At 46.8% G+C, this 13,949-nt stretch carries 11 protein-coding genes; 9 read left to right on the top strand and 2 right to left on the bottom strand.

Translation table 11 applies throughout. From position 1 onward, the window contains the following. Positions 1–26 precede the first annotated feature (26 nt). From ACRC6Q_RS11480 to ACRC6Q_RS11465, 4 genes are all read left to right on the top strand, one after another. A complete protein-coding gene (locus ACRC6Q_RS11480) occupies positions 27–965 on the top strand; it encodes a ketopantoate reductase family protein (RefSeq protein ID WP_431466577.1) in 939 nt (312 codons plus the stop codon). A gap of 69 nt (positions 966–1,034) precedes the next feature. Next, positions 1,035–1,997 (top strand): TRM11 family SAM-dependent methyltransferase, encoded by a 963-nt coding sequence (locus ACRC6Q_RS11475; protein WP_223635906.1) that lies wholly within the window; start codon positions 1,035–1,037, stop codon positions 1,995–1,997. Positions 1,998–2,252: 255 nt separating this feature from the next. Continuing rightward, positions 2,253–3,485, top strand: coding sequence for a cysteine desulfurase-like protein (locus ACRC6Q_RS11470; RefSeq protein ID WP_431466576.1), 1,233 nt, complete (start codon positions 2,253–2,255; stop codon positions 3,483–3,485). Between the two features lie 229 nt (positions 3,486–3,714). Further along, a complete protein-coding gene (locus ACRC6Q_RS11465; protein ID WP_223635912.1) occupies positions 3,715–4,161 on the top strand; it encodes a HEAT repeat domain-containing protein in 447 nt (148 codons plus the stop codon). A gap of 41 nt (positions 4,162–4,202) precedes the next feature. On the opposite strand, the gene ACRC6Q_RS11460 is transcribed toward ACRC6Q_RS11465, so the two are convergent. Further along, positions 4,203–4,784 (bottom strand): biotin transporter BioY, encoded by a 582-nt coding sequence (locus ACRC6Q_RS11460; protein WP_223635914.1) that lies wholly within the window; start codon positions 4,782–4,784, stop codon positions 4,203–4,205. A gap of 206 nt (positions 4,785–4,990) precedes the next feature. Here ACRC6Q_RS11460 and ACRC6Q_RS11455 point away from each other — a divergent pair, with 206 nt between their 5' ends. Further along, positions 4,991–5,866 carry an ROK family protein gene (locus ACRC6Q_RS11455; protein WP_223635916.1) on the top strand — a complete coding sequence of 292 codons (876 nt, stop codon included), beginning with the start codon at positions 4,991–4,993 and terminating at the stop codon, positions 5,864–5,866. Positions 5,867–5,923: 57 nt separating this feature from the next. Here ACRC6Q_RS11455 and ACRC6Q_RS11450 read toward each other — a convergent pair whose 3' ends face one another. Then, on the bottom strand, positions 5,924–7,201 hold the full coding sequence (locus tag ACRC6Q_RS11450; RefSeq protein ID WP_431466575.1) for a glucose-6-phosphate isomerase: 1,278 nt from the start codon (positions 7,199–7,201) through the stop codon (positions 5,924–5,926). Positions 7,202–7,463: 262 nt separating this feature from the next. Here ACRC6Q_RS11450 and ACRC6Q_RS11445 point away from each other — a divergent pair, with 262 nt between their 5' ends. The 4 genes from ACRC6Q_RS11445 (at position 7,464) to ACRC6Q_RS11430 (ending at position 13,837) form a co-directional block, all read left to right on the top strand. After that, on the top strand, positions 7,464–9,476 hold the full coding sequence (locus ACRC6Q_RS11445; RefSeq protein WP_431466574.1) for a penicillin-binding transpeptidase domain-containing protein: 2,013 nt from the start codon (positions 7,464–7,466) through the stop codon (positions 9,474–9,476). A gap of 162 nt (positions 9,477–9,638) precedes the next feature. Then, positions 9,639–10,598 (top strand): aldo/keto reductase, encoded by a 960-nt coding sequence (locus ACRC6Q_RS11440; RefSeq protein ID WP_223635922.1) that lies wholly within the window; start codon positions 9,639–9,641, stop codon positions 10,596–10,598. A gap of 75 nt (positions 10,599–10,673) precedes the next feature. Then, positions 10,674–12,302, top strand: a complete 1,629-nt coding sequence (locus ACRC6Q_RS11435; RefSeq protein ID WP_431466573.1) for an alpha-glucosidase — start codon at positions 10,674–10,676, stop codon at positions 12,300–12,302. 275 nt (positions 12,303–12,577) lie between these two features. Continuing rightward, positions 12,578–13,837 (top strand): S8 family peptidase, encoded by a 1,260-nt coding sequence (locus tag ACRC6Q_RS11430; protein WP_431466572.1) that lies wholly within the window; start codon positions 12,578–12,580, stop codon positions 13,835–13,837. Positions 13,838–13,949 lie beyond the last annotated feature (112 nt).

Genomic DNA, 13,949 nt, shown 5'->3' with positions numbered 1-13,949 from the left:
TGAAGCTGCTTGAAAAGAGGGGTTTTATGAAAATATTGGTGGTCGGTGCAGGGGCAATGGGCAGTTTGTTTGGCGGACGCCTAAAAGCTCAGCACGATGAAGTGCTTCTCTATAATAGAAATAACCCGCATGTGGAAAAAATCAATCACAGCGGATTGACGATAGTCGAGCGTGACAACAAAGAGACGACAGTTCCCTTGACTATTGTGCAGGGAATTTCAAAAACAGATGGTTATGATGTGGTTCTGGTACTGGTGAAAGCCCATGCCACGAGAGCCGTACTGGAACCGATGAAGGATTCTTTTTCTTCACAGACTTTAATCATCACCATGCAGAATGGGCTTGGAAATCTGGAAGTGATAAAAGAACTCTTTCCGGATAATCCGGCGGTTGCTGGGACGATGGGCTGTGGTGCAAGTGTGGAACGTGATGGGCGGATTCTTCACCGCGGCTGGGGGAAAAATTACATCGGCCAGGCTGTGGACGCCGATGCACAGAAAAAACTGCTGGAATTCACCGAAATGCTGAATTGCTCGGGACTGGAAACCGAGTTGGCGGAAGATGTCCAAACCGTCATCTGGAATAAACTATTCGTCAATGTTGCCTATAATTCACTGACCGCCCTGTCACGATTGAGAAATGGGGACATCCTGAATACCGATGAAGGACTGGCTTTAGTGCGGAATGTTGTCAGTGAAGCGGTTCAAATAGCGAAGGCGGAAGGCATCTCTGTGGATGAGGAAGAAGTTATCGCAAAATGTATACAGATGGGCCGAGAAGATATCGGTGCCAATAAATCTTCCATGCTGATGGATGTTTTACATAAGCGAAAAACAGAAATTGATGCCATCAATGGAGCTGTGGCAAAGCTTAGCAGAAATCACGGCCTCAGTACTCCATACAATGAAATGATTACGAGGCTCATTAAAGTCATCGAAGCGAATTATGACCTTCAAGTCGACTAACTTTCAATGGATTCTGCTATACTTATGAGATATTGTCCTGAACAAAAGGGCAGATAAGGACGGGATGAATTGAATCAATTAACTGCAACAGGCGACTATATTTATACGTACGCCTATACGAATGATGAAAAAGCATTATGCCAATTGGAAATGCGGTCTTTTTTCGGAAAAGATACCGATGAAAAAATAGTTAAGAGCGGGGTAGCCGTTGAGCCGAGCCGAAGTCCGTTCATCAAAGAGCGGATCGAATTGTTTTTTGAAGGGAAGACCTTGCAGGAAATCATTGAACAATCTGCTGGAGTAGATATGGGCGAAGCGACATTCAAAGTGATCTTTTTGAAGATCAATGGCCTGGCCGAGCAGGATCAGGTGGACTTCTCGGGAAAAAGGGATGTGGAACGGCAGATCGGCTCGGCAATTACCGGCGAGGCGGATGTTCATCATCCCGATGTGACGTTCGGGTTGATTCCTTTTGAAGGCCGTTGGTATTTCGGACGTTATCTCCAAAGTGAACCAGTCTGGTTTCAACATATGAAAAAGCCGCGGGAATATTCAACAGCACTCAGCACGCGTGTGGCCCGAGCTGTAGCGAACATTGCGGTTCCGGAACCGGAAGGCGTCAAAGCCATCGACCCATGCTGCGGCATCGGTACGGTTTTGGTGGAGGCCTTGTCGATGGGCATTGATATTGTCGGACGCGACATCAACCCATTGGTCGTCGAAGGATCCCGGGAGAACATCGCCCATTTCGGCTTGACCGGGGATGTCAATCTCGGTCCGATTGCGGAAGTCGAAGAAAGCTACGATGTGGCCATTATCGATATGCCGTATAATTTGTACACGCATGCGACCCCTGCCGATCAGTTGGCGATACTGAAAGACGCGTATCCTTTCACGGAAAAGCTGCTGGTCGTCACCATCGAGGCGATGGATCATATGGTCGAAGAAGCCGGGTTTGTAGTTACAGACCGCTGCATCGCAAAAAAAGGGCTGTTCCTGCGTGAAATCCTCGTATGCGAGAAAGCTGTTTAATGGAATAAAATCAAGCGCCGCAAATTGCGGCGTTTTTTTATTGGCCAAAAAGTGTAGAGTCATCTTCGGTGTGCAAAGGATTGTATTTCTGCTTGTATGGACTGTATTTCATCCATAACGGCATGTATTTCGTACGGTATGAATCGTATTTCACCTTCAAGGGATCGTAATCTGAAAAACGCTGAAAAATAAAGGAGATTTCAACGGAAAATTGAATACGGTAACAGTACCTTAAATGAAAAGGAGCTGCATCCAATGAAATCCACTAAAACAACGTTTCCCATTACTGAAGTCCGGGCGCAATTCCCGGCTTTGGCCAGAACGTATAAAGACAGACCTGTTGCCTATTTTGATGGGCCAGGCGGTTCACAGGTCGTCAATTCGGCAATCCAGGCGATCACCGCTTATATGGAAAGAGGAGGCGCCAATCTTCACGGGACTTTCCCGTCCAGCTGGGAAACTGAAGAAATCATTTCGGAAGCAAGATTGGCTGTGGCTGACTTTCTGAATGTCCAGGCAAATGAGGTGGCATTCGGTGCGAACATGACTACTTTGACGATTGCGATAGCGAATGCACTCGGCAAAAACTTCAAAGCGGGTGACGAAATCGTTGTCACTGAAATGGACCACCGCGCCAACGTCGATCCCTGGATCATGATGGCAAAAGATCGTGGATTGACGGTCCGCTGGGTCAAGGTCGAACCCGATACAAAAACATTGGATTTGAAAGATCTGGATAAGTTGATCAATGACAAGACAAAAATCGTCGCGGTGGGAATGGCTTCCAACGCCATCGGTACAGTCGTCGACCTCCAGCCTTTCGCCGAACGGGCGAAAAAAGTCGGTGCCCTTCTGGTAGCGGATGCTGTCCATGCTGCGCCTCATCTGCCGATTGACCGGGATCAGCAGCAAATTGATATTTTATTGTGCTCAGCGTATAAATTCTTCGGACCGCATATCGGAATAGCGGCAATCAAAGAAGCGGTCTTTAAGAATCTTGAGCCTTATAAGCTGACCACTTCTCCCAGCTATTATCCGGATAAGCTGGAAACTGGTACGCAAAACCATGAAGGCATAGCGGGCATCCGCCCAGCCATCGAATTTTTTGCCCAATTCGGTGAAGGTGAAAGCCGAAGAGAACAGATTATAAGCGGTATGGAGCGAATTGAAATCTATGAAAATAGCCTGGCTGACCGGCTTCGGGAAGGGTTAGCTGCAATCGAAGGTGTGACGGTTACGCAAGCCGCCAACGACGTGCAAAAAACACCGACAGTCGCTTTCCAGGTCAGCGGCAGGGAGCCTGGGGAAATCTGCAGGAGATTAGCAGAAGACCACAGCATCTTTGTCGCCGCCGGCCATTTCTATGCTTCTACGCTTGGTGAGGTCTTGGGGGTCAACGACAGCGGAGGCTGGGTGCGGGCCGGCCTTGCCCCTTATAGTTCAGAAGAAGAAGTCGAGCGTTTGATCGGGGCCATCAAAAACTTATAAATGAAAAACAGGACACCAGCGGATGAAGACATCCGCTGGTGTCCTGTTTAATTTGAAGAAGTTGTATGGGCTAAAACTGATGATGCTTCAACAATATTAGTCTGATGCAGAATAGTCGACTTTTTTCTTTTTGGCTCAGTTGATGGTATACTGGGAAGAACTTGTTCCGTCAACGGAGAGCATTACGCCATTTCCCGAAAAGGGAGATGAACAAAGGAGAATGAAATTTTTGAAACAACCGAACAAAAACACCCCTAATTTACCACCGAATTATGACGAATTGAAAAAAGCGGCGAACCGGACAGCAAACTGGAAAGAGCGTTTGGCTGCGGTTGAGGAGCTTGGCAACTGGAAAAGCGATCCAACAATCGACCTTTTGACCCATCGCATGAACCATGACCCTGTCTATCAAGTGCAGGAAGCTGCTTATGCAAAATTAAAAGATTTTGGCGAAAACGTCCACATGCCGGAACGGAAGAAATTTGACTTGATCAAAGACACTACCAAGGTGCTTGTGCGCATCAAGAAAAGTTTGCCTGCCGACCACAGCTATGAGGACTTCAAAGTGAAGCTCCAAAAAATGCGCGTGGATATCTACGACACGTATAAAGGCGATAAAGGCGAGGATTTCGAAAAATGGTTGGAAGACCAGTGGAAATCTGCCCCATCTAAATAAATGGATCAAAAAACCGGATGCCCCTGAGGCATCCGGTTTTTTTATAGATATTTTTGGATGATCGGCCGCAATCGGTAACCGAACAAACCGGCAAGTACTGCCAATAGGAGATCTTTAGGGAGAGGCACAGCCATCCAGGCCCAAGCCATCTGATAGGTGAAGCCTTCTGGTGCAGCGAACCACAGCTTATAGGCTGCATACATCCAATTCGTGCCAAACAAGTAATTGATAGCTGTTCCGGCGAGCGCTGCAACGATAAACCCTTTTTTGGAAGGCCATTTCTCCACAATCAATCCGACAATATAAGCAACGAATACATAAGAAAGAATAAATCCGAATGTCGGACTGATCAGGGTATCCATGCCGCCGGAAAATTTTGCGAAGACCGGAACCCCGGCAAGGCCGATAAATGCATAGACAATCATGGAAACGGCTCCTATACGGCTGCCGAGTAATAGGCCTGCCAAAATTGCAAAGAATGTCTGAAGCGTAATTGGTACGCCTCCAACGATCAAAAATGAAGCGATGTTTGCGCCAATTGCCATTAAGGCAGAGAACATAGCGATATGCACCAATTGCAGCGTGCGGGAATGATTGGTCGATCTGGTTGTAGTCATTGTCATTCTGTATCCTCCTGATTTTCAATATAATTCGAGTATAATCAGACAAAATATTTAAGTCAACTTATATTTTATTTTAGTTAACACAAATTCAATGGATGACAACGGGCGGGTGCAGTGACACTGACAGAAGATTGTATAAAATACTGTTTGCCACTAGACGAATCCTGTATGATAGAACTACTTCAGTCAACTATTAGGAGGCTCTTATGACAAAGGTTTTAGGAATCGATATTGGTGGAACGAAAATTCGCATGGGCGTCATTGATGCGAATGGGGAGATTTTTTATGACGAACAGGTACCAACGGCCTTTCCTTTATATGATTATTTGGAGCAGCAGGTTCTGCGCGTACTGGCCTTGCATCCTGAAGTGGCAGCGATTGGCATCGGTACCCATGGCTTTGTCGATCCGAAAGAAGGGCGTGTCATCTACGCGACCGACATTCTTCCGGGGTGGTCAGGGACAGCCGTAAAAAAACAATTGGAAAAAGCAACTGGCAAGCAGGTAGAGCTGGAAAATGACGCTAATTGCGCGGCATTGGCTGAATCGAAATTCGGAGCGGCCAAAGGGCTTGACCGTGTCGTTTGTTTGACGCTTGGCACAGGACTTGGCGGTGGTGTCCTATGGGATGGCCAGCTTTTGAGCGGCGGCCGGCACGGAGGAGCTGGAGAGCTTGGCCATATGCTCCTGTACCCGGGCGGCGTCCTTTGCCCGTGCGGCCGGAAAGGCTGCGGTGAACAATATGTTTCCGGCACAGCCATCCGGCGGCGCATCAAAGAAGCTGGTTTGAACGTAACGCCTCAGGAGCTGTTTGAAAATGCAGCAACAGATCCAGCCTTTATGCAAGTCGTTGAAGGATTCACAGCTGATCTGGCCTTTATTGTCAGCAGCCTGCAGGCAGCATTTGATATGGACATGATGATCATTGGTGGAGGCGTTTCGGAATCGGCGGAGTTCTGGTGGGAGTTGTTCCTTCAGAAGCTGGAGCCGCAATTGCTGAATCCGCTGGCTGTAGAAATTGCACAGTTTGAAAATGATGCGGGCATACTCGGAGCGGCTTTGCTGGTGTTGGAAAAGAATTGATTGAAAAAATTCCATTAAAAAAAGCTGACCTGTAAAAGGTCAGCTTTTTTCGATGTTTTAAAATCCAGGTTTGTTCAAGAGTTTAAAGATATTGTTCTTGTAATCTTCGACCCCTGGCTGATCGAATGGGTTGATGTCGAGCATATAGGCACTGTAGGCACATGCCAGCATATAAAAATACAGCAAGTGGCCGAGGTAGTATTCATTGATTTTAGGAATTGTCAGGCTGAGCTGCGGCACACCGCCGTCCAAATGGGCGCTTGATGTTCCTTTATATGCCACATGATTGAATTCCTGCAGGGAGAGCCCCGCCATATAGTTCAATTCATCGTCATCGTTTTCAGCTTCAAAAATTGACAAATCTTCGTTTGCTTCCTGAACCAGCAGGAAGGTTTCAAACAAATTGCGCTTGCCGTCCTGGATGTACTGTCCCATCGAATGCAGGTCAGTAGTAAAGGAAACGGACGCCGGGAAAATCCCTTTGCCTTCTTTCCCTTCACTTTCGCCGAATAATTGCTTCCACCATTCCTGGACGAATGAAAGCTTCGGTTCGAATGTCGCCATCACTTCTGTCGTATATCCTTCCACATACAACTGGTGGCGGACTGCCGCGTATTGCAGCGCTGGATTTTCATCAGCATCCGTGTTGTTGTAAAGCTCTTCAGCACTTACTGCTCCCGCAATCAAGTCGCGGATGGAATAGCCGGCAGCCGCAATTGGCACCAGGCCGACAGCAGTGAAAACGGAATAGCGTCCGCCCACATCTGCAGGTACGACAAAGCGTTCATAGCCGTTTTCTTCTGCAAGTGTCAGCAATGCCCCTTTTTCGGCATCGGTTGTCACGATAATCCGTTCTGCCGCTTCCTGGCCATAGCGTTTTTCCATATAATCTTTCAGGAAACGGAAAGCGATGGCGGGCTCCGTCGTTTTTCCGGATTTGGAAATGACATTGACCATGACGCGTTTGCCTTCAAGATGGGCAAGCAATTGCTTCAAGTATTCGCCGCTGACTTGATGCCCTGCGAAGACCACTTCCAGTCCGGATTCTTTACTGAAATAAGGATCCAATGCCGATAACACGGCCTTGGCACCCAGGTATGAACCACCTATGCCGATGACTACCAAGACGTCCGCGTTATCACGGATTTGGGCAGCCGTTTTTTCGACTTTCCCCATGAACTCCTCATCAAGCGTACTTGGCCAATCCAGCCAGCCGAGAAAATTAGAGCCTTTACCTTTTTTGTTGTAAAGGTCTTCGTGAATTTGCTTTAAGCGCGTTCTCTTTTCAAGTGTTAGGACAGAACCAATTGATTCTGAAAATGTAATTTCAACCATATTCATCCTCCTATCTTTTGTTAAATAGTTTACCATATAAAAACACTTTGTTTGCGGATGTTTTCATCTGCAACTAAAGTGTTTTCTTCCTACGACTTAGGCTACTCCGAAAAAATGACAGTTTTTTTTCCGAACAGCTTGCATGCTGGCTAATGGAATGAAAAGAAATGATATTCAGCGATTCATCTTCCAGCGGAGCTTTTATCCTTTCACCTTTTGGGTATTTATTGGTAAAATAAAGAAAACAACTGGGGGTTATGGTATGGGCAAGAAATTAACAGTTATTCTGGCTTTGGCTATCCTGCTATTTCTGGCTGGCTGCCAGCAGCAGGCAACGCCTGAAGACAGGTTGAAGGAATACATAGAACACTGGAACACTGGAGAGTTCTCGGAAATGTATAGTGCTTATTTAAATACCGGCACAAAAGAAGCTTACGCTTCGGAGGATTTTATCGAGCGGCAGCAAATGCTTTATGAAGAGCTGGCAATTGAAAATGTCGAAGTGAGCTATACTGAGCCGCCGGAAGATGCAGAATGGGATACTGAAAACCCGGCTGATTTCCCGGTGCAGGTGAAGATGGATACATTGGCCGGACCGGTCGAGTTTGAAAAGACAATGACTTTATTGTTTGAAGCACAGGAAGAAACAGAAGCGTGGTTTGTTGAATGGGATCCATCGTTCATTTTTGAGCAGCTGGAAAAAGGGGACGAAGTACGTGTGTCCACAACAAAAGCGGAGCGCGGTGAAATCCTGGACCGCAATGAACAGCCGATAGCCATCAATGGAACCGGCTTTAACATCGGGGTTGTGCCTAAGAGCTTCACAGATGCCGCTGCCAAAGAAGAGTTGGCGGAAATTCTCGGGATTTCAGCAGCATCCATCGATGAAAAAATGGGACAGAGCTGGGTGCAGGAAGAGCAGTTTGTGCCGATTGCCAAAGCAGCCAAAACCAACACGGAACTATTGGAAAAAGCGGCAGCAATTCCAGGAGTGACCTATCAGGAAACTGCTATGCGTGAATATCCGTATGGAGAAGCCCTTGGACATTTAAGCGGCTATATCGGCCCCATTACTGCAGAAAAGCTAGAAGAGCTGAAAGACCAGGGCTATACGTCGACGGATTCAATCGGCAGAAGAGGGCTTGAACAGACACTTGAAGAACGGCTTCACGGTGCCAACGGCGTAAAAATCCTGATTGATAAACAAGGAGAAGAGCTGACGGTGGCGGAAACACCGGCGGAAAACGGGGAAACCGTCATCCTGACAATTGATGCAGAATTGCAGAAATCGACCTTTGATGCGATGGAAGGCGAAGCAGGAACCAGTGCTGCAGTTGACCCGAACACGGGTGAAACTTTGGTATTGGCCAGTTCGCCGGCCTATGATCCGAACGAATACATGCTGGGCATCAGTGAAAGCCGCTACAAAGAATTGACTGAAGATCCCTTGAATCCTTTATTCAATCGATTTGGGGCAGCTTATGCACCGGGTTCAACGATCAAGCCTGTCACGGCGGCCATCGGCATGGAAGCGGGAACGCTTGATCCAGCCGCAGGCATTCAGATTGACGGTGCGACGTGGCAAAAAGATGGTTCATGGGGAGATTACCGGGTTTCGCGTCTGCATCCGGAAGCACCCAATCCAATTGATTTGAACAAAGCGCTGGTGTACTCGGACAATATCTACTTTGCCCGTCAAGCGCTCGAAATGGGCAATGAAGCATTTATCTCCGGTTTGCAGAGCTTCGGCTTCGGAGAAGAGGTTCCATTTGCTTTGGAGCTGCAGACCTCACAGATTTCCAATGAAGGAACGCTCGGATCTGAAGGTCAGCTGGCGGATACTTCATTTGGGCAGGGGCAAATGTTGACGAACATCCTTCATTTGGCCTCGATGTATGAGCCGTTCCTGACAGATGGCATCATGTATAAGCCTCTGCTGTTCATGGACGAGGAAAAAGGACAGGTTTGGAAAGATGGCTTATTGAGCGCAGACAATGCTGAAACGCTCCGCGCCGGTATGCGAAATGTCGTAGTGGATGGCTACGCACAGTCTGCCAATAGCTCAACTGTGAAAATTGCCGGAAAAACCGGTACGGCTGAATTGAAAGGTGCCATCGGAGAAGAAGGGCAGGAAAATGGCTTTTTTGTCGCCTACGATTCTGAAAGTCCGGATTTCATCTTAGCCATGATGATCGAATCAATTGAAGACAATGGCGGCAGTGATTATGTTGCCGGATTTGCAGCAAAGGTATTTGAAGCCCATAAAACGGAATAGGAAATGGAAGGAGCCATCTGTAGAGAAATTTTACAGATGGCTTTTTATAATGAAGTTTCTAATAAAATTTTGAGCTTAATTGCAGGAATTTCCATAGGAATATGGAATAAAAAGAGTAAGGAATCGCTGGAGATTCGGGCAGTGGTCAATAGGGGGGATTGGATGGAATATAAGAACTTAGGAGGAACAGGGTTAAGGATTTCAAACTTGAGTTTAGGCACGATGGCTTTCGGCCGGTGGATCGACGAGCAGGCTTCATTTGACATAATGGATATTGCGCTGGAAAGAGGCATTAATGTGATCGATACAGCCAATTTTTATGGCAAAGGACAGGATGAATCTTTTAAGTACGGAACTGGGGAATGCGAAGAAATTGTTGGCCGTTACCTAAAAGGAAAAAGGAACAATGCGGTAGTGGCCACAAAAGTGGGCTTGCCAATGGGCAAAGGGCCCAACCAGCAGGGTCTATCCAAACACCATATCATGCAGCAGGCAGAAGAATCTTTGAGGAGGCTGCAGACGGACTGGATCGACCTTTATCAGGTGCACCGTTTCGACAACAGCACACCATTGGAAGAAACGCTATCCGCACTGACTGATTTGGTGAGGCAAGGGAAGGTCCGTTATATCGGCTGTTCGAATTATGCTGCCTGGCAAATGGCAAAAGCGCGGGGAATCAGTGAGTTGCATGGATTCGAGCATTTTGTATCGAGTCAGTCACAATATAATTTATTGTCCCGCGAATTGGAAAGCGAAATAACGCCCTATTGCGCAGCTGAGAAAATGGGATTACTGATATACAGTCCGATGGCTCGAGGCGTGCTGTCTGGAAAGTACAAAGAAAAAGGCGATATGCCCAAAGACAGCCGAGCGGCAAAAGGAGAAGAACTCATCCGGCATTATTTCACAGATGCCAACTTTGAAAAAGTTGCAGCCTATAAGGAATTGCTGGACGATAAAGATTATAATCTGTCGCAATTTGCACTGGCCTGGACACTCAACCAGCCGGCCGTCACTTCAGCGATTGTAGGCGCTAGCAAGCCGCACCACGTGTCGCAGGCTGCTGACATCAGCGACTGGAAATGGACGGACAGCCTTAAAGAGCAGGTTTCAGCTATTTGATCGATAAGGAGTGGAGCCAAACAGCAACATGATTCAACACTACTTATTTCCAATTTCAGGAAGAGGGAGAGTGCTTTGAAGAAAACATGGTGGAAAGAGGCAGTAGTCTATCAAATTTATCCGCGCAGTTTTAAGGACTCGAACGGAGACGGCATCGGTGATTTGAATGGTGTGACAGAAAAACTGGATTACCTGGACGATTTGGGCATCAATATTATCTGGATTTGTCCGATGTATAAATCTCCGAATGTAGACAATGGTTATGATGTCAGCGATTATAAAGCCATCATGGAAGAAATGGGCACCATGGAGGATTTTGACCGTCTCCTTGAAGAAGTGCATAAAAGAGGCATGAGGCTTATCATCGACCTGGTCATCAACCACACAAGCGATCAGCATCCATGGTTTTTGGAGTCTCGGTCCTCCAAAGAAAATCCGAAGCGTGACTGGTATGTATGGCGTGACCAACAAACCAATTGGGAATGTATTTTCGGAGGTCCCGCCTGGACATTCGATCCGAAGACCAATCAATATTATTTGCATATCTTCACGAAAAACCAAGTGGATCTGAACTGGGAAAACCAAGACATGCGTGAAGCCGTATATGAAATGATCCGCTGGTGGCTGGATAAAGGAATTGATGGGTTTCGTGTAGATGCCATCAACCACATAAAAAAAGATTACAGTGATATGCCCAATCCTAAAAACCTGCCCTATCTTCCAGCGTGGGAAAAATTCACCGATGTGGAGGGACTACAGGAGATGCTGGCAGAACTACGGGATAAAGCTTTTTCAGGGTACGACATTGTGACAGTAGGTGAAGCGAACAGTACCAAATCGCAGGATTTGGAACAATGGATCAGTGAGCATGAAGGAAAATTCAATATGATTTTTCACCTGGAAGCCCATGAAGCGGCAAGCAGCAGCTTTGATGCCGGATTGGATGTGGAGGATCTAAGAGAAGTTCTGGACCGCTGGCAAAAAGCGGCGCATGGCATCGCCTGGAATTCGCTGTACTTGGAAAACCATGATCGCCCAAGAACGGTTTCGATTTGGGGAAATGATCAGGATTATTGGTTTGAAAGTGCGACGGCATTGGCTTGCATGTATTTTTTCATGCAGGGTACCCCCTTCATTTACCAGGGACAGGAAATCGGCATGACCAATGCGCCGTTTGACGATATTGAAATGTATAATGATATCGAAACTAAAAATATGTATCGGTACAATCGCAGGGAAGGTGCATCCCATGAGGAACTGATGAAAATTATTAAAAAAATCAGTCGTGACCATGCCCGTACGCCGATGCAATGGAACAGCGAGGACTATGCGGGGTTCTCCAAGACCGAACCTTGGCTTGCAGTCAATCCGAATTATAAATGGTTGAATGTCGAGGCTCAAAAAGATGATCCGAAATCTATTTGGACCTATTATAAGAAAATGATCCATCTTCGCCAAAATTGGGACGTGCTGGTGTATGGAACCACTAATCTGACTGATTCCGGATGTCCGGATGTATACGCGTACGTCCGGGAAGACCGCTATACCAAAATGCTCATTGCTTCGAATTTAACTGACAGCACCTGCACATGGAATACGCCTTACGATGCGGAGCTTCTTCTGACCAATTATGATGAGCGTGTTAAAGGTGTCCTGCAGCCATATGAAGCTTGTATATATTTCATGAGAAAAGAAATTTACTGACGGTCATTGAGTGTAAATGCTGTAGCGCCATGAGGGTTTGGCTTTACGGCTTTTTTTTTTGGAAAAATCTATTGTAGGTATATTTGATTGAGCAATTAGACCTGTTCAAGAATAATTACATAGTTTAACGAAAAAATTTCCCAATTACGGAAAACTGAAACTTCTGCTAACTTTAAAGATGTGGCAGGGCCATCAAGTTGGGAAGGTGTGAAAGTGCGGGACGCCGTCGCTGGATCCTGGCCGCCATAAACCATATTGGAAAAGGGGATTGAATGATGAAGAAATCGGCAAAATTCATCACGACAGCAATGCTGGCAGCTGCGTTGTTAGTACCGGCAATGGGAGTCAGCGCAAACGGGAATTCCGCTGAAAAAGCAAACGGCAATGAGAAGTTCCGTGTATTGATTGATACGGCAAACCAAAAAGAGCTGAAAAACGCTAAAAACCAATACGGTGTGCACTGGGATTTTGATAATGAAGGATTCACCACCAATATGAATGAGAAACAATTCGAAGCTCTTCAGAAAAACAAAAATATAGTCGTTGAAAAAGTCCCTGAATACAGCATTGAAGAAACGTCTTCTGAACCACTGGCTAAATACTCGACTATGGCGGCTGCTCAATCAACACCATGGGGGATCAAGGCTATCTACAATAACGCCAACCTTGCTCAGTCTTCAGGAGGAGCCGGCATTAACATCGCCGTACTCGACACTGGCGTCAACGTAAACCATGCAGATTTAGCGAATAACGTAGAGCAATGTAAAGACTTCACCCTTGGTGCAAGCATCACAAATGGTACGTGTACAGATCGTCAGGGGCATGGCACGCACGTCGCAGGATCTGCGCTGGCGAACGGGAACGGGGGCTTATACGGGGTGGCTCCTCAATCTGATCTATGGGCATATAAAGTACTAGGGGATAACGGATCCGGTTCTTCTGATGATATTGCAGCTGCCATCCGCCACGTTGCGGATCAAGCCACTGCATTAAAAACGAAAGTGGTCATCAATATGTCTTTGGGATCTTCCGCTGAAAGCAGCTTGATCACGAACGCAGTCAACTATGCCTACAACAAAGGCGTATTGATCATTGCGGCAGCTGGAAACTCAGGTCCTTATCAAGGATCGATCGGTTTCCCGGGAGCATTGCAGAATGCCGTGGCAGTGGCGGCACTTGAAAACGTCATCCAAAATGGCACCTACCGTGTAGCGGATTTCTCTTCACGCGGCTATAGCTCCACAGATGGTGATTATTCGATCGGTAAATACGATGTTGAACTATCCGCACCAGGTGCAGCAATTTACTCAGCTTGGTATACGGGCGGTTACGCAACAATCAGTGGAACTTCGATGGCTTCACCGCATGCAGCAGGACTTGCAGCAAAAGTATGGGCAACGAACCCAAGTGCGACCAATGTCCAAGTGAGAGCTAATCTTCAAAATCGCGCAAAAGCATATGACATCCTGTCGGGTTCAGGTGCTGGCTATGGTGATGATTACGCATCAGGATTCGGTTTTTCGCGAGTCCAATAATGAAATAAGCAAGTAGCGAAAGAGGCAACCCTGGCAGCAATGCTGGGGTTTTTTTATCCCGCTTTAATGTGCTCCTATTGAGCTTTGATCAATGGAAGATAGTCCACCGCTG

The organism is Planococcus sp. SE5232, from assembly GCF_050686535.1.
In the GTDB taxonomy this organism is placed as follows: domain Bacteria; phylum Bacillota; class Bacilli; order Bacillales_A; family Planococcaceae; genus Planococcus.
Note: the sequence above shows the minus strand (reverse complement) of the source record. Positions and strands in the feature narration are given on the sequence as shown.